Origin of the sequence: Variovorax sp. J22P240 (assembly GCF_030316855.1) — a bacterium.
Classification (GTDB): Bacteria; Pseudomonadota; Gammaproteobacteria; order Burkholderiales; family Burkholderiaceae_C; genus Variovorax.
Map to the genome: position 1 here is coordinate 211,938 of NZ_JASZYR010000005.1, position 19,808 is coordinate 231,745.

Genomic DNA, 19,808 nt, shown 5'->3' on the forward strand with positions numbered 1-19,808 from the left:
CAGGCTCAGAGGCCGTGGACGACGAAAACGCCGGCAGGCGGCGCCGGGATCGTCAAATGGTTCTCGCCGACACGTTTGAATCGATACTCGACGCCGTTCAGCAGGATCGATGGCATGTTGGTCCAGACGCGGTAGTGATAGCTCTCCTTCATCGGCGTGACCTGCAGCACGCGAAACACCGGCGGGATCACGACCCTGAACGAGAGATGGCTGGAAGCGCTGGTCGAGCCGAGCGTGGATTCCGCAGCGCAAAGTGATGGCACGAGCAGCAGCATGAGCAGCATGCCCTTCGCCTTGCGTCCGTCGACGCCATGACCCGCACCGATGCACCTTCCCGACATGAGCTCCACCCTTCCAGTTCTGGGGCGTGGGCATCCCGACGATGCCTACCTCGGGATATCGGCAGTGTGAGCCAAAAATGTAGGGCAGGCCAGGATCGGGCGATTGGGTGTCAGCGGTCGCGCTGGATGGCGAAGTCTGCGCTGGCGGTGCCGCGCACGAAGACGTCGACGCGGCGCACGGGAGGACCCGCATTGCTCCACGGCAGGGGCAGGTTGTCGGGGACGATTTCGATCTCGTGGCTGCCGGCCGCCACCGACGGGAAGCTGTAGAAGCCTTGCGCATCGGTGCGGGCGACGAAGCGGCCATTGAGCACGACCGTGACGCCCGGCACGCCGCCTTCGTTGGCTTCGCGCTGGCCGTTGTTGTTCTGGTCGAGGAACACATGGCCCTCGAGCCGGCCCGAGCCGACGCCTGGTGCACCGCCGATGGGTGTGCTGGCAAGGCCGGCGCGCTCTTCGAAACGCAGGGCCACCATGAACGAGCGAGTCGACGGCGCCAGGAGCACGGGCTGGATCGTGGCGGCCGTGAGCGCCGACACCACTGCGGGGTTGAGGGACTCACGTCCGTGCGCGTCGGTGTACTGGGCAATGAGCGACCAGCCCTGGCCGAGCGCCCAGGTCAGCCGCACGTTCGCGCTCAGGAAATTCGTCGGGTTGTTGCCGATGCCGTTGCTGCCGCGCACGCTCAGGTCGAGCCGGGCGCCCGCGGCCAGCGGCGTGGTGCCGAGCACGCCCCAGAGCGCCGTGCGCGCCGTGAATGAGGTGTCGCTCGACTGCTCGAATGCCAGCGTGGTCGACAGCGTCTGCGCTTCGTTGACTTCCCACGCGTGGTCGACGCCCGTGCGCACCACCCTCAGGTCGGTGCCGTGCGCCACGTCGGTTCGCCATTGCGAGTAGCCCCAGTCGGACTTGTGTTCCCAGGTCACCTGGGCCGATTGGGCGGCGAAGCTGCCGGTGCGCGCGGCGAGGGTGCTGGAGACCGCATCCCGAGAATCGAAGCGATAGCGGCCGAACACGTTACCGAAGGTCGAGCGCCGTCCGAGCCCGCTCACGCTGTCGCTCAGTTCGATGTTGGTGCCCACCTGCCACTGCCGGGTGGAAATGTCGCCGCGCCACGAGGCGCCCTGGATGTCGTTCGGCAGCGATTCATTACCCCAGCGCAGGGCGGGATCGAAACGGAAGATCGACGCCGACTGCTGCATGAGTTCGGTGCGCCAGGTCGCATCCACCCATCCACCCGTGGCCGAATCGCGCGGGGCAAGCGAGGTCGAATCTGAAGGTCTGCCCGAACTCTGCAGCAGGTTGGCCTGCACCCGCAGGCCGCCGATCTTTTCGCCGACACCGCCGAAGCCGGTGCCGAGAGCGTCTGCCCATGGCGCGACGCCCTGCCATGACGCGGCGGTCCAGACGGAACGCGTGTTCTGGGCAAAGCCGGCTACGCCATTGGTGTTGACGTCGCGCGCCTCCATGAGCTGCACCGCCGCGTCCGTCCGGCCTAGTCCCAGGGGGCCCTCGCCGCCCGCGATCTGGGTCTGGGCTCCCGCGCTCGCCGCGGTGCCCTGGCTGGTCGTGAAGCCCTGGAAGGAGATGCCGTCGAAGACGCCGAGCCGACCGGCCGAGGCATTGAGGGTGGTCCTGCCGGGCTGCTCGATGCTCGCGGCGACCCCCTCGATCGGCAAGCCGGGCAGGAAGACCCGGCCTATGCCGCGCGCCAGCGGGCTGTTCGCCATGCTGATGCTGCCCAGGCTGTTGTTGGCGTACCAGCCGCCGTCCAGGGGCATGGCGCGCTGGTCGATGCGCCAGGTGCTGCCGGTCCGGTAGCTGAAGGGCACGAGCGTCGTAGGCAAGCCCGTCGAGCCCTCCAGGCTGAAGCCGCTCACCTGCGCCGGATTGCGATTCAGGTTCGCATTGACCGACAGGGCGCCGTAGTTCGGCGTGTCGAGGAAGCCATTGAGCAGCAAAGACTGGCTTCTCGTGTCGACCCCTCCGCTATTCTGGTTCGTGGCTTGCGCTTCGGCGCTCCAGCCGCGCGGCCATCCGGTGCTGGCCGGCGCCTCGGTCTCGTCGATGGGCGCGGGCAGTGAACTTTCATCCAGGACGCGATCGACGTACGTGGCGGCCTCGGGCCTCGCAACCGGACCCGCTTGGGCCCAAGCGTTGCCGCCGCCCGCGGCCATGCCCGCCCAACACGCTCCGAGGGCGCTGTTGACGAGCCAATGCCTCATTGAGAGAAGCGCTGATCAATCGGCATCGAGCCGTTCTTCCCCCACTCCAGCTTGCCGCTGATGGTGATCGGAAATCGCACCGCGATGGCGGTTTCGACGTCGCCCGGCTTGGTCGCGGAGAGCGCGATGTCACGCGTCTCGCCGGGCATGATCGGCGTGGTGCTCGCCTGCAACTCCAGCTTCGTCCCGCCGGCGTCAGTGCCCGACAGGAAGCCGGCGAGGCGACCGTGCGCGGTGCCGGTGTTGCGGATGCGGACGACCGGCGTGGCGCGGCCATCGACGGTCTGGACCGAGGTCCCTGCTAGTTGCAGCACCGGTGCCACGTCGCCTACGGCGACATAGACGATGACCCCGATGCGGGCGCCCAGCGCGATCGGGACGCCCGGCGCGGCGGCAGGCTGCTGGCCTTCGATCATGATGGCGAAGCGACACTCCACCGGCGGCGTGTCGGCCGGCGGTGCCACTTCGAAGCGGAAACGGTAAGGACGTCCGGGCGTGATGCTCAGTTCGCGCCGCTCGATCGATACCCATGGCCTGCAACTGCCCGGCAGCAGTTCGTCGCTGAACTCCACCGACGCGTCGGCGCGGAGGGTCCAGTCGGCCGTCTTGAGTTTGTACGCGCCGGCGCGCGAGTCGCTGTGCGTGAGCTCGAGCACTTCGCGCACGCGCTCGCCGGGCTTCACCGACAGTTCGAAGCGCGGCGGCGAGACGGCGAGCGAGAACTGCGCCTGGGCCGGGGCGCAGACCGCCAGTGCCCCGATGCCGGACGACACGAGGATTGCAGCGCTGCGGCATAGGAAGAAGTCGACCAGGCGCATCACGGCGATACCTCAATCTCGAAAGAAAACTGCAGGGATTGCGCACGGTCCACTGCACGGCCATCGGCCATGAGGCTGAGCAGGATGTTCTCCTCCAGGAACGCGTCGCGCACGATGCCTTCGAACACCAGCGTGCGGCCGCCGCCGCGCACCGAACCCGGCAACAGGCGGCCCTGGGTGCGCCAGCTGGCGATCATTTGCTGGCCTTCGGTGGGTGCGAGCGACATGTAGATGCGAGCTGGCCGATTGACCCATGGCGAGAGGTTGAGCCGCAGGGTGACGGTCAGATTGCCTTCAACCGTGTTATCGCCCGCACGACCCGGAACCAACTGGCGCCATCGCATCGGCGTGACGGGCTGGCTCAAAACCGTGCCTGTGTCGTCCACCCGGTAGGTCGTGGCGGCGTCCGCGGACGGTGCGCCCGCGAAGGCCAGCAGTCCGGCGGCCATGCAGAACGACGACGCGAACTTCATGGCGCCGTGAGAGTGAAGGTCGCGGTGCCGGTGAAGGTGCCGGCCGGGACGAGCTGGGTGTTGAGGTAGCTGAAGGCCAGGCAGCTTTCGAACCATGAGTTGCGCGCCACGGACAGCAGAGTCTGCGCGCTGCCGACAAACGCTCCGGACGGAATGGTTGGCGTGTTGTCGCTGTTGCCAGAGGAGGTCCACGAGATGCGATTGAAGGGAATCGTCTCGCCGCTGCTGCTGGTCAGGTTGGGTGGCGTCGTTACGCTCAGCGTCGCTGCGGCGCCGCTCGACCCCGGCACGCGATAGAAACCGCCCACGTACACCTGCCCTGTGGTAGCCGGCGACGTGCAGAAAGCGAAGTTGTCCCAGGGGCTGGCGGTCACCGCGCTATTAGTGGTCATCTGCAGCGTATTGCCCATTCCCAGCTGGCCGGCGGGAATCGTGACGGAAGCGGTGTTGACAGACGTGTTGTTTCCCGGCACGCCGCCCGAATTGAAGCTGCCCCCGGTCATCGTGCCGGCACCGACCTGCAGGAACAAGGCGCGCGTGCCCGGCGTGATGCCGACCGTGTACGCATCCGCCGCCGGCAACCCGAAGAACTGGAGCACGGCGATCCACCCGAAGCGGCGCCGGAAGCGGGGATGCGGTTCGGGCGAGGATTTCAATCGGCACTTTCAGAAACAGCAAAGGCAGGATAACCCTGCCTTCGCCTGTTGTGTCGCAGGTGGCTCGTGCGCGACGCCCATCCGTCGATCAGGGCGCGGTAGCGGTGTAGGTCACCGTGCCGTGGTTGGCCACGGTGTTGCCGTAGGTGCCGGCGGGCAGCGCGGCCGTGTTGGCATACGCGAAGGTCCAACTGCCTTCGCGCCGCACGAGGCCGGCGGTGGCGTTCAAGGTGGTCGGAGTGGCCGAGTTGCCGCCGTTGTTGCCGTTGTTGAAGGGCGGGTGCGCGATCGCCGAATTGGTGAATCCTGGCGTCTGCGTCGCGAGAGCACCGGGGGTCACCGTGATGTCGGTCCACGGAATGGTCGGGCCGGAGCCAGTGGTCAGTTGCCCGTTGGTCGCGTTGGTGAGCGAGACATTGCCCGTGTTGCCGAGCACCCGGACGGTCACGCCGTTGCCGCCGGCCAGGTCGCCGCCCGCCGCTGCGACCGCGGTGCCATTGCCCACGCTGCCTGCCGGGACCGCGAAGTTGATGTTGTTCACCGTCGAGTTGGTGGCATAGCTGGTGCCAGCGCCGACCTGCAGGAAGAGCACCTTGGGGACCGTCACGAGGAAGTTGAGGCGCGCCGTGGCGGTTTGGGCGCCGGCGCCGCCGGCCGAAACGTTCGACTCGGCCTGCGCCGCGAAGGGAAGAGCGCCAGCGACTACAGCGATCAAGAGCAGCTTTTTCATGAGGAGTCCGGGTAAAGGTTGAGTTGCAAGGAGTGGAATTCGGTGGCGGGACTGTAGGTGGCTGCCTACAAACGACGTAGGAAATAGTTCTCAGAAAGTTCCGATTGAGTACTTTTGGGGACCGTATCCGTGACGTAAGTCTTTGCAACCGGCTTCCAATGGCGACGCGGAGCCGGTGCCTTCGTGAAGTAGTTCACGTTGGCCGTCGAAGTGCGCGTCTTGTAAAGTCTTCTGTTCGCCAAAGGCGATGTTTTCCACTTTGATCGCTACCCGCGCCATGACCATTTCCAAGACCAAACTCCCGTTTCAAGCCGAAGTCGCGCAACTGCTCTACCTCGTCACGCACTCGCTCTACTCCAACAAGGAAATCTTCCTGAGAGAGTTGATCTCGAATGCGTCGGATGCCTGCGACAAGCTGCGTTTCGAGGCCATCGACCAGCCCGCGCTGTACGAAGACCAGCCAAACCTCGACGTGCGCGTGTCCTTCGACCAGGACGCCAAGACCCTCACCATCACCGACAACGGCATCGGCTTGAGCCAGCAGGAAGCCATCGACAACCTCGGTACCATCGCGAAGAGCGGCACCAAGGAGTTCATGAGCAAGCTGTCGGGCGACCAGAAGGCCGACGCGCAGCTCATCGGCCAGTTCGGCGTGGGCTTCTATTCAGGCTTCATCGTGGCCGACAAGATCACCGTCGAGTCGCGCCGCGCAGGCCTGCCGGCCGAAGAAGGCGTGCGCTGGGTCAGCGCCGGCGCCGGCGACTTCGAGGTCGACACCATCACGCGCCCGCAGCGCGGCACCAGCGTCACGCTGCATCTGCATGGCGATGGCGAGGAATACCTGAACGCCTGGAAGCTCAAGTCCGTGATCGGCAAGTATTCCGATCACATCTCCCTGCCGATCCTCATGGAGAAGGAAGAGTGGAAGGAAGGCGAGGACAACAAGGGCGGCGCGATGGTGAAGACCGGCGAATGGGAGCCGGTGAACCAGGCGAACGCACTCTGGAGCCGCGCCAAGAAGGACATCACTGAAGACCAGTACGTCGAGTTCTACAAGAACATCAGCCACGACTACGAGGCGCCACTTGCCTGGAGCCACAACCGCGTCGAAGGCAACACCGAGTACACGCAGCTGCTCTATATCCCGTCCAAGGCGCCGATGGACCTGTGGAACCGCGACAAGAGCGCGGGCGTCAAGCTCTACGTCAAGCGCGTCTTCATCATGGACGACGCCGAGGCGCTGCTGCCGAGCTACCTGCGCTTCGCGAAGGGCGTGATCGACTCCGCCGATCTGCCGCTCAACGTCAGCCGCGAGCTGCTGCAGGAAAGCCGCGACGTGAAGGCCATCCGCGAAGGCAGCACCAAACGCGTGCTGAGCATGCTGGAAGACCTCGCGAAGAAGCAGAAGACTGCCAGCGAGAGCAGCGAAGGCAAGATCGACGTCGGCTCCGGCGAATCCGTGCCCACGCCCGATCCGACCGAAGGCGTGACCGACGTCGTCGACAAGAAGTCCACCGACAGCACGCCGGCCGCCGAAGCTGCCGCCGCCTACGCCGACGAATCCGGCAAGTACGCCAAGTTCTACGCCGAGTTCGGCGCCGTGCTCAAGGAAGGCCTGGGCGAGGACTTCGGCAACCGCGATCGCATCGCGAAGCTGCTGCGCTTCGCTTCGAGCACGACCGACACGGTGAGCGTGAGCTTCGCCGACTACAAGTCGCGCATGAAGGAAGGCCAGGATGCGATCTACTACATCACGGCCGACACGCCGGCAGCGGCCAGGAACAGCCCGCAACTCGAGATCTTCAAGAAGAAGGGCATCGAGGTCCTCCTGATGACCGACCGCGTCGACGAGTGGGCGCTCAACTACCTGACCGAGTTCGACGGCACCCCGCTGCAAAGCGTCGCCAAGGGCGCGGTCGATCTCGGCAAGCTGCAGGACGAAGCCGAGAAGAAGGCGGCCGAGGAAGCGGCCGAGTCGTTCAAGCCGCTGCTGGAGCGGCTCAAGGAAGTTCTCAAGGACAAGGCAGAGGACGTCCGCGTGACTACGCGCCTCGTCGATTCGCCTGCTTGCCTGGTGGTGCAGGACGGCGGCATGAGCACCCAGCTCGCTCGCATGCTCAAGCAAGCCGGCCAGCCGGCACCGGACGTGAAACCCGTGCTGGAGGTGAACGCCGAGCATCCGCTGGTGAAGAAGCTGGAAGGCTCTGCGCACTTCGAGGACCTGGCCAACATCCTGTTCGACCAGGCCTTGCTGGCCGAGGGCGGCCTGCCGGCAGATCCGGCTGCCTACGTGCGGCGAGTGAACGCGCTCCTAGTCTGAGAAAACGCGCGCGACCGTTTGCTTGCACAGCCTGAGGCTGGCCGCAAGCGGTGGTTCGCCCTAGTGCCGGCGCGGGCGAAGCGTGCGAAAAAAGGCATGGCATCCCAACAAGAGGAGACAAGGCCATGCGCGCTCGTTCACGTCGTTCCTTTGCCATCCATGTCGCCGCCGCCCTCGGCGGCCTCGCGGTGTTCGCCGCGGCAGGGCCCGCGGCGGCGCAAGGCTACCCGGCTCGGCCGATCACCTTGATCGTTCCATGGGGTGCCGGTGGCGGTACCGATGCGACCGCTCGCATCGTCGGCAGCCTGCTCGAAAAAGAACTAGGCCAACCAGTGACGGTGGTGAATCGCACTGGCGGCAGCGGCGTGGTGGGTCATGCGGCCATCGCCTCCGCGGCGCCCGATGGCTACACCATCGGCCTTGCCACGGTCGAGATCGGCATGATGCATTGGCAGGGGCTGACCGAGCTGACCGGCGCGTCCTATACGCCCATCGGCCTCGTCAACGCCGATCCGGCCGGCGTCCAGGTGCGCGCCGATGCGCCCTACAAGAGCATCACCGAGCTCCTCGCAGCGATCAAGGCCAGCCCCGGCAAGATGAAGGCGTCGGGTACGGGGCAGGGCGGCATCTGGCATCTCGCCATCGCCGGCCTGCTGCGCGACCAGAAGATCGATCCGGCGGCCGTGCCCTGGGTGCCCAGCAACGGCGCCGCGCCGGGCCTGCAGGACATGGTGGCGGGCGGCGTCGACATCGCGCCGGTCTCGCTGCCGGAGGCGCGCTCGCTGATCGATGCCGGCAAGGTCAAGAGCCTTGTCATCATGAGTGACAAGCCGTCCGCGCTGTACCCCAACATACCGACGCTCAAGTCCGCCGTCGGCAGTGACTGGACGATGGCCGCGTGGCGCGGCATCGTCGCGCCCAAGGGAATCCCCAACGACGTCCGCGACAAGTTGAGTGCGGCGGTGAAGAAGGTCGCGGCCAGCAAGGACTACACCGACTTCATGGCGTCCCGGGGCTTCGGTGTGACCTACGCAGGCCCAGAGGATTTCGGCAAGTTCATGGCCAAGTCGGACGCCGAACTGGGCGCGACGATGAAGGCCGTCGGCATCGCGAAGTGAAGCGGCAACGCAAGGCGCCGGGCGCTCGGCGATGAAACTCAACGACGCTGTCTTCGGCCTCCTGCTGCTGGTACTCGGCATCGCCGTCCTGGCGGTCGTGCAGGGTTACCCCAAGATCCCAGGCCAGCAGGTCGGCCCTTCGCTTTTTCCGGGGCTCATCGCCGTCGTGCTGTGCGTCTGCGGCGCCATCCTGCTGGTGCGTGGCTGGCGCGATCGGGCGTCGGTGCCCTGGGTCCAGGCCGGGCCCTGGATGCGCTCGCCCAGCCACGTGCTGGCGTTCTGCACGGTGATCGCCGGCGTCGTCTTCTACATCCTGGCCTCGGAAAAGCTCGGCTTCCTCATCACGTCCACCATCGTGCTGGCCGCGCTGATGTGGGCCCTGCGCGTGTCGCCCGGCCGCTCGGTGCTGATCGCGTTGATTGCATCGCTCGCCATCCATTTCGCGTTCTACAAGCTGTTGCGCGTCCCTCTTCCCTGGGGTGTGCTTACCCCTTACGCCTGGTAGCCGCCGATGTCAGCCGCACTCGCGCAGGCGTTCTCGATGGTGTTCGAGCCTTACACCCTCATGGTGATGGTGATCGCCTCGCTGTACGGGCTCTTCGTCGGTGCCGTGCCGGGCCTGTCGGCCACCATGGCGGTGGCGCTGCTCGTGCCGATCACCTTCTTCATGGCGCCGATCCCGGCCATCGCTGCGATGGTGACTGCGACCGCGATGGCAATCTTCTCGGGCGACATCCCGGGCTGCCTGCTGCGCATTCCCGGCACCCCGGCCTCGGCCGCCTACACCGACGAAGCCTTTGCGATGACGCGCAAAGGCCAGGCCGAAGTCGCGCTCGGCGCCGGACTGGTGTTCTCGGCGGTTGGCGGGCTCTTCGGCACCGCGGTGCTGATCCTCGCGTCGCCGGCGTTGGCCGACTTCGCGCTTCACTTCAGTTCCTTCGAGTACTTCTGGCTGGTGCTGCTGGGGCTCACCTGCGCGGTGTTCATCTCTTCCGACCGGCCGCTCAAGGGCGTTGTGACACTGATGCTGGGCCTGCTCGTCGCCTGCGTAGGACTCGGCAACCCGGCGGGCTTTCCGCGCTTCACCTTCGGCAACACCGAGATGACGGGCGGCATCGGGATGATCCCGATGATGATCGGCATGTTCGCGATCTCGGAGGTCATCCGGTACGCGGTCGACACCCTGCCGCCCGCCGAACTGGCGGTCGAGAAGGTGGGGAGCGTGCTGAAGGGCCAGTGGGCGCTGGCGAAGAAGTACCCCGTGCAGATCCTGCGTGGCAGCTCGCTCGGCACGCTGGTGGGCGCGTTGCCGGGCGCGGGCGCCGACATCGCGGCATGGATGTCGTACGCGATGAGCAAGAAGTTCTCGAAAGAGCCGGAGAAGTTCGGCACCGGCCACGTCGAGGGCATCGTCGAATCCGGCTCTGCGAACAACAGCGCCCTGGCCGGCGCCTGGATTCCGGCGCTCGTGTTCGGCATTCCGGGCGACTCGATCACGGCCATCGTGATCGGTGTGCTCTACATGAAGAACCTGAATCCCGGACCGACGCTGTTCACCACCAATCCGCAGAACATCTATGCGGTGTTCATGCTGTTCGTCATCGCGAACATCATCATGATTCCGCTGGGCATCCTGTGCATCAAGGTGGCCAAGCGCATTCTTCGCGTGCCGCGCAATGTGCTGATGCCGCTGATCCTGCTGTTCTGCATCGTCGGCACCTTCGCCATCAACAATTCGCTGTTCGACGTCGGCGTCATGCTCGCGGCGGGGGTGGTGGCCTACCTGCTCGAGGAAAACGGGTTCCCCATCGCGCCGGCCATCCTCGGTGTGGTGCTCGGCGGCATGCTGGAGGAGAACTTCATCACCTCCATGATCAAGTCCGACGGCAACCTGATGAGCTTCGTGACGCGGCCGATCGCTGCCTCCTTGGCCGTTGTCTCGGTGCTGGTCTGGGTGGTGCCCTTGCTGCGCCGCCTGCTGAGATCGCGGGGGGCCGCGGCGGCCGGTTCATAGGCCGTCGGCGGCGCGCGGGCGCGATCAGGAGGCGTCGGAGTCGACGAAGCGATCGCCCGGCGTCAGCGGCACATGGCGGTAGCTCGCCGGCGTGCGGCTGAGCTTGATAGGCGATGCCACGCCGCGATAACCGCCCTCCAGCTCGACCACCATGCCGCGGTGGGCCGTGTGCGGATGCTCCAGCGCCGCGTCCACCGACAGCACTGGCGCGGCGGGTACGCCGGCAGCCATCAGCGTCTCGACCAGCGTGCGGCCATCGAAGTCCGCCAGTGCGGCTTCGAGCCGCTGCTTGAGCCCTTCGCGGTGAATCGAGCGCGCGCCGGCGGTGCGGTAGAGCGGATCGTCCGCGAGCGCCGGCAGTCCGATGCAGGCACAGAAGCTGGCGAACTGCCGGTCGTTGCCAACCGCGACGAAGATGGGGTCCGTGCGGGTCGCGAGTGCGTCGTAGGGGTAGATATTGGGATGCGCATTGCCGGTGCGCCGGGGCATCGCGCCATCCATGAACCAGTTCGCCGCATGCGGGTGCAGCAGTGAAAGGCCGCTGTCGTACAGCGCCGCCTCGATGAACTGGCCCTGGCCGCTGCGCGTGCGCTCCTGCAGCGCGAGCAGCACGCCGATCGTCGCGTTGAGGCCGGTGACCATGTCGACCACCGGCAAGCCCACGCGCAATGGGCCGCCATCGGCCTCGCCGTTGATGCTCATGATCCCGGTCATCGCCTGCACGGCGGCGTCGTAGCCTGGCAGGGCGCCGAGCGGGCCATCGGCGCCGAAGCCCGAGACGCGGCACCAGATCAGGCGCGGAAAGCGGCTTGAGAGTTCGTCGTAGCCGATGCCCCACCGCTCCATGGTGCCGGTCTTGAAGTTCTCGATCAGCACGTCCGCCTCGGCCACCAGTTTCAGCAGCGCGTCGCGCCCCTCGGCGCTTCCGAGGTCGAGCGCCATGGTGCGCTTGTTGCGGTTGAGCCCGTGGTAGTAGGAGGCCACACCTTCCTTGAAGGGTGGCCCCCAGGTGCGTGTGTCGTCGCCCTGCGGCGGCTCGACCTTGAGCACGTCGGCGCCGTGGTCGCCGAGGATCTGGCCGCAGTAGGGGCCGCCGAGGATGCGCGAGATGTCGAGCACGCGGATGCCGGCCAGTGCGCCGGTCTTGGCAGTCGGGGTCATGATGATCTTTCTACGAGCTTGTTCAGTCCAGCTGCGCGCCGGACTGCTTGACGACGGATGACCATTTCGTCACCTGCGCTCCGATGTACTTGCCCAGCTGTTCGGGCGTGCTCGAAGGCGCCGGCTCCAGGCCCTGCGAGGCGAACAACTGCTTGACCTTGGGCGTGGCGAGCGCGTCCGCGAAGGCCTTGTTGAGCTTCGCGACCGTGGCCGGCGGCGTGCCAGCCGGTGCCACGATGCCGAAGAACACGCTGACGTCGTAGCCCGTGACGCCCTGCTCGGCCAGCGTCGGGAGGTCGGGCAGTGCCTGCGAGCGCTGGGCCGTGGCGATGCCGAGCGCGCGCAGCTTGCCTGCCTTGACGTACGGCAGCGCGGTCAGCACGTCCGTGAAGCTCATCGACACCTGGCCGCCCAGCAAGTCGTTGAGCGCCGGGCCGGTGCCCTTGTACGGGACGTGCTGCAGGTCGGTGCCGGCGATGCCGTTGAAGAGCACGCCCGCCAGGTGCGAGGAGGCGCCGTTGCCCGACGACGCGTAGCTCAGCTTGCCCGGGTGGGCCTTGGCATAGGCGATGAGCTCGCGCACATCCTTCGCCGGCACGGCGGGGTTCACGACCAGGATGTTGGGCAGGTGGCCGATCTGGATCACCGGCGTGAAGCTCTTCACCGGGTCGTAGTTGATCTTGCGATAGAGACTGGCGTTGATCGCCAGCGGTCCGGAGGTACCGAACAGCAGCGTGTGGCCGTCGGCCTCGGCGCGCGCCACGTAGTCGGCGCCGATGTTGCCGCCGGCGCCGGCGCGGTTCTCCACGATCATGGGCTGGCCCAGGTGGTCCTTGATCTCGGCCGCGAGCGTGCGCGCCATCGCGTCGGTGGGGCCGCCCGGCGGAAACGGCACGACCAGCGTCACCGGCTTGGTCGGGAACGTCTGCGCGTGGGCCGTCGACACGACGGGCAGCGCAGGCATGGCCGCGACGCAGGCGGCAAGGGCAAAGGTCTTGAGCAGTTTCATGGTTGTCTCCTTGATGTGTGTCTCTTGTGATGGATCCGCCGGGCTTCAGGCCACCACGGCCACCTTGGCCGGCGCCGCAGCGATGTCGGTGTTCCAGGACTCGGGCACGCCGTCCGCGTTCAGCGGATCGCGCGGCAGCACGCGATGCAGCAGCACCAGCTGCGCCCACTGGATGCGCTGCGCCGAGCCGGCGCGCGAACCTTCCCAGGCCATCGCGATCGCACTGCAGGTGTGATACAGCGCCGACGCGGCCTGGCGTGCCATCGGCTCGCCGCCGTCTTGCGAAGCGCGGTCGGCCAGCGCGGCTGCGCGCACCAGCGCATCGCGCAGTGCGGCAGCGAATGCCGGCGCCACCACGGTCTGGTCCAGCAGCATGGAGAAATGGTCCTGCAGCGCGGGCAGCGAGTTCTCCCGCTTGACGGCGCGCAGCACGTCGAGCGCGACGATGTTGCTGGTGCCTTCCCAGATCGAGCCCAGATGCGCATCGCGCACCAGTCGCGGATCGGCCCATTCCTCGATGTAGCCGCAACCGCCGCGCACTTCCATCGCATCGCCCGTCACCTTGCGGGCGTCGCGGCAGGCGCGGAACTTGATCAGCGGCGTGAGGATGCGCAGCAGGGGGTAGGCGGTCTTGTCGCCGCCGTCGGAGCGCGCGAGCGCCAGCGCGGTCTGGAACACCATCGTGCGCGCTTGCTCGGCCGGCAGCCGCAGCTTGGTCAGCTGTCGCTGCATCAGCGGCATGTCCGCGAGGCGCTTGCCGAAGGCGCGGCGTTCGCTCGCGATGTATTCGGCCTCCGCCACGGCACGGCGCATCAGGCCGGCGGCGCGCACGCCGTTCGACAGGCGCGAGTTGTTGACCATGTCTGCCATCTGCTGGAAGCCCCGGCCCGCCTCGCCGACCAGGTAGGCCACCGCGCCTTCGAGGCGGATCTCGCCGCTGGCCATCGAACGCGTGCCCATCTTGTCCTTGAGACGCAGGATCCGGTAGTGGTTGGCGCTGCCATCGTCGAGCCGCTTCGGCAGCAGGAACAGCGACACGCCCTTCATGCCGGCCGGCGCGTCGTCGGCACGTGCGAGCACCATCGCGAAATCGGCGTCGGGGTTGGAGCAGAACCACTTGTCGCCGCTCAGGCGCCACTGCCCGGCTTCGTCCTGCCAGGCGCGCGTGACGGTCGCGGCAATGTCGGAGCCGGCGGCCTGCTCGGTCATGAACATCGCGCCCTGCGCCAGCGTGTCGAAGTCCAGCGACTGGAAGCGCGGGAGGAAGCGCTCGACCAGTTCAGGGCTGCCGAACTTCTTGAGCGTGCGGGCCAGCGAATCGGTCATCGAGACCGGGCAGCACAGCCCGAACTCGGCCTGCACGAAGAGATAGGTCAGCACGTACTTGACCAGCGGCGGCATCTTGCCTTTCCAGCCCAGCGTCTCTTCGCGGTGCGACATCGCGGCCAGACCGAACTCGCTCAGCGCCAGGCGCTCCATCTCGACGTAGGCCGCATGCTTGATGACCTTCTGGTCGTCGATGCCGGTGCGCGTGCGCAGCTGCAGGGTGGGCGGGTTGTGGTCCGCCACTTGCGCCAGCTCGTCGAGCCGGCCGCCGGCCAGCGCGCCGAGCCGCTCGAAGTGTGGCTGCATGTGCTGCAGCAACTCGGGCGGGAGGTACAGCGCGAGCAGCTTGTGCAGCTCGGTGTCGGTGGTGAAGAGGTTCTGCCCGTGGCGGTCGGGCACGGGGTGGGCGGTGGTGTTTCCGGTCGGTGCTGCGGTGCGGGTGCTCATGGCCTGTCTCCTTGGGCCGTCATCTTTGAGCGTTCGACGATTTCTGTCCAATATCAGATTGGTCTCGATTGATCTGATTTGCCTATTGTGAAAAACTGCGCCGCATGGAACGAATGGAACTTCGACATCTGCGCTATTTCGTCGTGCTGGCGAAAGAGCTTCACTTCGGCCGCGCGGCGCGACGGCTCGCGATCTCCCAGCCTCCGCTGAGCGTCGCGATCCGGCAGCTGGAAGAGGCCGTGGGCGCGCGCCTGTTCGACCGCAACAGCAAGGAGGTGCGCCTCACGCCGGCCGGCGAAGCGTTGCAGGCCTCGGCCACCGTCTTGCTGCGTCAGGCCGAGGAGGCCGCGCTGCAGGCGCGTGACGTGTCACTGGGCTCGGCCGGGCGGCTGCGCATCGGCTTCGTCGGCGCGATGCTCTACCGCGGACTGCCGCCGGCGCTGCGCAAGTTCCAGGCGAAGCACCCGGCGGTTCGGGTCACGATGGTCGAGCTCAATTCGGGGGAGCAGATCGTCGAGTTGCTGCACGACCGGCTGGATCTCGGCTTCGTGCACACCAGCCGCATGCCGGCGGAGCTGCGGCACGTGCTGCTGGTGTCGGAACCTTTCGTGGCCTGTCTCCCGGTCGATCACCGGCTGGCGCGGCGGCGCACGGTGTCCACCGCGAGCCTGCGCGACGAGCCCTTCGTCCTGTTCTCGCGCAGCGTTTCGCCTGACTATCACGAGCGCATCCTGTCCATCTGCGCGCAGGCCGGCTTCCGGCCCGAGGTCCGCCACGAGGTGCGGCACTGGCTGTCGGTGGTGTCGCTGGTCTCGCAGGGCATGGGCGTGGCGCTGGTGCCGAGCGCAATGCGGCACACGGCGCTGCGTGGCGCGGTGTTCAGGCCGCTGGAGGAAGAGGTCGCGCGGTCCGAAGCGTTCTGCGTGTGGCGCGACGGGCCGGAGAATGCCGTGGTGCAGGGCTTCCTGCGTGCGATGCAGGTCGACCCGTCCGCGGCGGCCTAGGCGTAGAGGGGCTCTTCTTCCATCGACTCGCACTGGTCCTGCAGCATCTGGATCTGCCCCTTCCAGTAGTCGCTCGATCCGAACCACGGGAAGTTGATCGGAAAGATCGGGTCTTCCCAGCGCCGCGCCAGCCATGCGCTGTAGTGGATGAGGCGCAGGGTGCGCAGCGGCTCGATCAGTGCGAGCTCGCGCCGGTCGAAGTCGCGGAACTGTTCGTAGCCGTCGAGCAGCCCGCTCAATTGGGTGGTGCGCTGCGCGCGGTCGCCGGACAGCAGCATCCAGAGATCCTGCACGGCGAAGCCGGTGCGTGTGTCGTCGAGATCGACGAAGTGCGGGCCGCCGTCGGGCCGGTCGGTCGGCGTCCAGAGGATGTTGCCGGGATGCACGTCGCCGTGCAGTCGCAGCTTCTTCAGGGCCGGGTCCGCAGCCTGCGAGTTGGTGCCGAGCGCAGTGGTCGAGATCTTCTCGAAGGCGGCGTTGCAGGCTGTTTCCCATTCGCGCTGCACGTCGAGCGGCACCATGTCGTGGCCCAGCAGCCAGTCGCGCGATGCGATGCCGAAGGTCTGCAGGTCCAGCGCCGGCCGCGATGCGAAGGGCTTTCGTGCCCCGACCGCGTGGATGCGCGCGAGAAAGCGCCCGACCCATTCGAGCACCTCGAAATCGTCCAGCTCCGGCGCGCGTCCGCCACGGTAGGGACTCACGCTGAATGCGAAGCCGCCATGGCGGTGCAACGTCTCGCCATCGACCGCGATCGGCGCCACCGCAGGCACTTCGGCGGCGGCGAGCTCGAGCGAGAAGCCGTGTTCCTCGAGGATGTCTTCATCGGACCAGCGCCCGGGCCGGTAGAACTTGACGACCACTGCGCTGCGGTCTTCCAGGTAGACCTGGTAGACGCGATTCTCGTAGGAGTTCAGCGCGGTCAACCGGCCGTCGCCGTGCAGGCCGAGCGTTGCGAGCGCATCGAGCACGACGTCGGGCGTCAGGGTTTCGTAGGGATGACCGGCCGAAGCCGCATCGGGAGGAGGGGTAGTTGAAGGGGCCACGGCGACATTGTCGGCGCTGGCCGTTGCACCTTTGGGCAAATTGACACTGCCAGGGCTTCGGAGAAGAATGAATTCGACTTTCTCGGTTCCTGGCCCGGCATTCTTGCGCAGCCCACCATGGAGGAGACCTGTGGAACAACCGAATGGCCCTTTCACGAAGGCACAGGAACTGCGCAGCTTCCTGTTCCTTTCCGTGGTCATGGCGCCGGTGCTCGCGGGCATCATCGTCGCGGGCTACGGCTTTCTTGTCTGGATGTATCAGCTTCTCCTTGCGGGGCCACCCGGCAGTCGAGGCTGACGCTACATCCCGCGCAGCACATCAGCCACCTTTCAAGAAGGAAGCCAAAGTGTCCGAGGAAGTACACATCAGCAGTCTGGTCGTGCATGCCACCCCGAAGCGCCTGCAGCGTGTCGAGGACGCCATCGCCCTGATGCCCGGCGCACGGGTGTTCGGCAGCTCGCCCAACGGCAAGCTGGTCGTCACGCTGGATGCCGACAGCGCCGACGAGATGCTTTCCCGGGTGAATGCGATCCAGCGCACCGAAGGTGTCCTTTCCGCCGCGCTGGTGTACCAGTACGCGGACACCGTGGAAGCGATGAACGAGGAGATCCCCGATGCCCATTGACAGGAGGGACTTCATCCGCCAAACGGCAGCGGCCACCGCGGGCGCTGTGGCCGGCATTCCGCTGACGGGGATTGCGCAGGCGGTCGCTCCCGACGCTGCCGGCCTCAAGTGGTCCAAGGCGCCATGCCGCTTCTGCGGCACGGGCTGCGGCGTGACGGTGGCCGTCAAGGACAACCGCGTGGTCGCCACGCACGGCGATCCCGAGGCGGAGGTCAATCGCGGCCTCAACTGCGTCAAGGGCTACTTTCTGTCCAAGATCATGTATGGGGACGATCGCCTGCTGACGCCCTTGCTGCGCATGAAGAACGGCCAGTACGCGAAGGACGGCGAGTTCACACGCGTCTCGTGGGACCAGGCCTTCGATGTCATGGCCGCGCAGTTCAAGCGGGTGCTCAAGGAAAAGGGACCGACAGCGGTGGGCATGTTCGGTTCGGGCCAATGGACCATCTGGGAGGGCTATGCCGGGCTCAAGCTCATGAAGGCCGGCTTTCGCTCGAACAATCTCGACCCCAACGCGCGGCACTGCATGGCGTCGGCGGCCGTGGGGTTCATGCGGACTTTCGGGGCTGACGAGCCCATGGGCGTCTACGACGACATCGAGGCGGCCGATGCCTTCGTGCTGTGGGGCGCGAACATGGCTGAGATGCATCCCATTCTGTGGACCCGCGTGACCGACCGGCGGCTGAGCGGGCGCAACGTCCAGGTGGCGGTGCTTTCGACCTTCGAACACCGCTCCTACGAGCTGGCGGACATCGAGCTCACGTTCACGCCGCAAACCGACCTGGCGATCCTGAACTACATCGCCCACCACATCATCACGACGAACCGTGTGAACCGCGATTTCGTCGACAAGCACACCTCGTTCCGGCTGGGCAACGCCGATATCGGCTATGGACTGCGGCCGGAGCATCCGCTGCAGAAGGCTGCCAAGAACGCCGGCGATGCGGGCGGCTCGAAGCCGATGACCTTCGACGAGTTCGCGAAGTTCGTCTCCACCTACGACCTCGACTACACCGCCAGGCTCAGTGGCGTGCCGCGCAACCGCCTGCAGGCGCTGGCCGAGATGTACGCCGACCCGAAGGTCAAGGTGATGTCCTTCTGGACCATGGGGTTCAACCAGCACACCCGCGGTGTGTGGTGCAACAACATGGTCTACAACATCCATCTGCTCACCGGCAAGATCGCAACGCCCGGCAACAGCCCCTTCTCGCTGACCGGCCAGCCATCGGCCTGTGGCACCGCGCGCGAGGTTGGCACCTTCTCCCACCGGTTGCCGGCCGACATGGTGGTGACCAATCCGAAGCACCGGGCCGAGGCGGAGCACATCTGGAAGCTGCCCGAAGGCACCATCCCTGACAAGCCCGGCTTCCATGCGGTGCTGCAGAACCGCATGCTGAAGGACGGCAAGCTCAACGCCTACTGGGTGATGGTCAACAACAACATGCAGGCCGCCGCCAACCTGAAGGAGGAAGGCTACCCGGGCTACCGCAACCCCGACAACTTCATCGTGGTGTCGGATGTGTACCCGACCGTCACCGCGCTGAGCGCCGACCTGATCCTGCCGGCGGCGATGTGGGTCGAGAAGGAAGGCGCCTACGGCAATGCCGAGCGCCGCACGCAGTTCTGGCACCAGCTGGTCAGCGCGCCCGGCGAGGCGCGGTCCGACCTCTGGCAGCTGATGGAGTTCTCGAAGCGCTTCAAGGTCGAGGAAGTGTGGCCCGAAGACCTGATTGCCAAGAAGCCAGAGCTCCGGGGCAAGACCTTGTTCGAGGTGCTCTTCCGCAACGGGCAGGTCGACAAGTTCCCGAACTCGATGATCGAAGCCGGCTACGACAACGACGAGGCGAAGGCCTTCGGCTTCTACGTGCAGAAGGGCCTGTTCGAGGAGTACGCCACTTTCGGGCGCGGCCATGGCCACGACCTCGCGCCCTTCGAGACTTATCACCAGGTCCGCGGATTGCGCTGGCCCGTGGTGAACGGCAAGGAAACCTTGTGGCGCTATCGCGAAGGCTCGGACCCGTACGTCAAGGCCGGCACCGGATTCCAGTTCTATGGCCACCCGGATGGCAAGGCGCTGATCTTCGCGCTGCCCTACGAGCCGCCGCCGGAGGCGCCCGACAAGGAGTTTCCATTCTGGCTGTCGACCGGCCGCGTGCTGGAGCACTGGCACTCGGGTTCGATGACGCGCCGTGTGCCCGAGCTTCACAAGGCCGTGCCCAACGCCGTGTGCTACATGCATCCGGAAGACGCGCGGGCCCTGGGCGTGCGGCGCGGCATCGAGGTGGAGATCAGCTCGCGGCGCGGAAGCATGCGCACGCGGGTGGAGACACGGGGCCGCAACAAGCCGCCGCGCGGACTGGTGTTCGTGCCGTGGTTCGATGCGAGCCAATTGATCAACAAGGTCACGCTGGATGCGACCGACCCCATCTCCTATCAGACGGACTTCAAGAAGTGCGCGGTGAAGATCGTCAGGGTCTGAGCCATCCAGAGACACCGG

18 protein-coding genes are annotated in these 19,808 nt (G+C 66.5%); 8 read left to right on the forward strand and 10 right to left on the reverse strand.

The features are described from left to right. Window positions 1–5: 5 nt before the first annotated feature. From QTI24_RS15890 to QTI24_RS15915, 6 genes are all read right to left on the reverse strand, one after another. Window positions 6–284 carry a hypothetical protein gene (locus QTI24_RS15890; RefSeq protein ID WP_286601675.1) on the reverse strand — a complete coding sequence of 93 codons (279 nt, stop codon included), beginning with the start codon at window positions 282–284 and terminating at the stop codon, window positions 6–8. A gap of 167 nt (window positions 285–451) precedes the next feature. Beyond that, complete coding sequence (locus tag QTI24_RS15895; RefSeq protein WP_286601676.1) at window positions 452–2,518, reverse strand: SdrD B-like domain-containing protein; 2,067 nt, start codon at window positions 2,516–2,518, stop codon at window positions 452–454. Between the two features lie 44 nt (window positions 2,519–2,562). Further along, a complete protein-coding gene (locus QTI24_RS15900) occupies window positions 2,563–3,384 on the reverse strand; it encodes a COG1470 family protein (protein ID WP_286601677.1) in 822 nt (273 codons plus the stop codon). Then, window positions 3,384–3,833: a hypothetical protein gene (locus tag QTI24_RS15905; RefSeq protein WP_286601678.1), complete on the reverse strand. Its 450-nt coding sequence runs from the start codon at window positions 3,831–3,833 to the stop codon at window positions 3,384–3,386. The genes QTI24_RS15900 and QTI24_RS15905 overlap by 1 nt, the downstream gene beginning before the upstream one ends. A gap of 20 nt (window positions 3,834–3,853) precedes the next feature. Then, window positions 3,854–4,513, reverse strand: coding sequence for a hypothetical protein (locus QTI24_RS15910; protein WP_286601679.1), 660 nt, complete (start codon window positions 4,511–4,513; stop codon window positions 3,854–3,856). 88 nt (window positions 4,514–4,601) lie between these two features. Then, a complete protein-coding gene (locus QTI24_RS15915) occupies window positions 4,602–5,243 on the reverse strand; it encodes a hypothetical protein (RefSeq protein ID WP_286601681.1) in 642 nt (213 codons plus the stop codon). A gap of 277 nt (window positions 5,244–5,520) precedes the next feature. Here QTI24_RS15915 and htpG point away from each other — a divergent pair, with 277 nt between their 5' ends. From htpG to QTI24_RS15935, 4 genes are all read left to right on the forward strand, one after another. Further along, window positions 5,521–7,563 carry a molecular chaperone HtpG gene (gene htpG, locus QTI24_RS15920; protein WP_286601682.1) on the forward strand — a complete coding sequence of 681 codons (2,043 nt, stop codon included), beginning with the start codon at window positions 5,521–5,523 and terminating at the stop codon, window positions 7,561–7,563. A 125-nt stretch (window positions 7,564–7,688) separates the two neighbouring features. Then, window positions 7,689–8,681 (forward strand): tripartite tricarboxylate transporter substrate binding protein, encoded by a 993-nt coding sequence (locus tag QTI24_RS15925; protein WP_286601684.1) that lies wholly within the window; start codon window positions 7,689–7,691, stop codon window positions 8,679–8,681. 31 nt (window positions 8,682–8,712) lie between these two features. After that, on the forward strand, window positions 8,713–9,186 hold the full coding sequence (locus QTI24_RS15930) for a tripartite tricarboxylate transporter TctB family protein (RefSeq protein WP_286601685.1): 474 nt from the start codon (window positions 8,713–8,715) through the stop codon (window positions 9,184–9,186). A 6-nt stretch (window positions 9,187–9,192) separates the two neighbouring features. Further along, complete coding sequence (locus QTI24_RS15935; RefSeq protein ID WP_286601686.1) at window positions 9,193–10,695, forward strand: tripartite tricarboxylate transporter permease; 1,503 nt, start codon at window positions 9,193–9,195, stop codon at window positions 10,693–10,695. A gap of 24 nt (window positions 10,696–10,719) precedes the next feature. Here QTI24_RS15935 and QTI24_RS15940 read toward each other — a convergent pair whose 3' ends face one another. The 3 genes from QTI24_RS15940 to QTI24_RS15950 are packed head-to-tail and all read right to left on the reverse strand — an operon-like array spanning window position 10,720 to window position 14,638. Continuing rightward, on the reverse strand, window positions 10,720–11,856 hold the full coding sequence (locus QTI24_RS15940) for a CaiB/BaiF CoA transferase family protein (protein WP_286601687.1): 1,137 nt from the start codon (window positions 11,854–11,856) through the stop codon (window positions 10,720–10,722). Window positions 11,857–11,878: 22 nt separating this feature from the next. Further along, window positions 11,879–12,865, reverse strand: a complete 987-nt coding sequence (locus tag QTI24_RS15945) for a Bug family tripartite tricarboxylate transporter substrate binding protein (RefSeq protein WP_286601688.1) — start codon at window positions 12,863–12,865, stop codon at window positions 11,879–11,881. A 45-nt stretch (window positions 12,866–12,910) separates the two neighbouring features. Then, on the reverse strand, window positions 12,911–14,638 hold the full coding sequence (locus QTI24_RS15950) for an acyl-CoA dehydrogenase family protein (protein WP_286601689.1): 1,728 nt from the start codon (window positions 14,636–14,638) through the stop codon (window positions 12,911–12,913). Window positions 14,639–14,751: 113 nt separating this feature from the next. Here QTI24_RS15950 and QTI24_RS15955 point away from each other — a divergent pair, with 113 nt between their 5' ends. Continuing rightward, the gene (locus QTI24_RS15955) at window positions 14,752–15,642 is read left to right on the forward strand and encodes a LysR family transcriptional regulator (protein WP_286601690.1); all 891 of its coding nucleotides are present in this window, start codon (window positions 14,752–14,754) and stop codon (window positions 15,640–15,642) included. Here QTI24_RS15955 and QTI24_RS15960 read toward each other — a convergent pair. Continuing rightward, complete coding sequence (locus QTI24_RS15960; protein ID WP_286601692.1) at window positions 15,639–16,685, reverse strand: serine/threonine protein kinase; 1,047 nt, start codon at window positions 16,683–16,685, stop codon at window positions 15,639–15,641. The genes QTI24_RS15955 and QTI24_RS15960 overlap by 4 nt on opposite strands. 130 nt (window positions 16,686–16,815) lie before the next feature. On the opposite strand from QTI24_RS15960, the gene napE reads away from it, so the two are divergent. From napE to napA, 3 genes are read left to right on the forward strand one after another with little or no spacing between them, the layout of a single operon-like run. Then, complete coding sequence (napE, locus tag QTI24_RS15965) at window positions 16,816–16,983, forward strand: periplasmic nitrate reductase, NapE protein (protein ID WP_286569757.1); 168 nt, start codon at window positions 16,816–16,818, stop codon at window positions 16,981–16,983. A gap of 49 nt (window positions 16,984–17,032) precedes the next feature. After that, window positions 17,033–17,311, forward strand: coding sequence for a chaperone NapD (locus QTI24_RS15970; protein WP_286601693.1), 279 nt, complete (start codon window positions 17,033–17,035; stop codon window positions 17,309–17,311). Further along, a complete protein-coding gene (napA, locus tag QTI24_RS15975) occupies window positions 17,301–19,790 on the forward strand; it encodes a periplasmic nitrate reductase subunit alpha (protein WP_286601694.1) in 2,490 nt (829 codons plus the stop codon). The genes QTI24_RS15970 and napA overlap by 11 nt, the downstream gene beginning before the upstream one ends. Window positions 19,791–19,808: the final 18 nt, after the last annotated feature.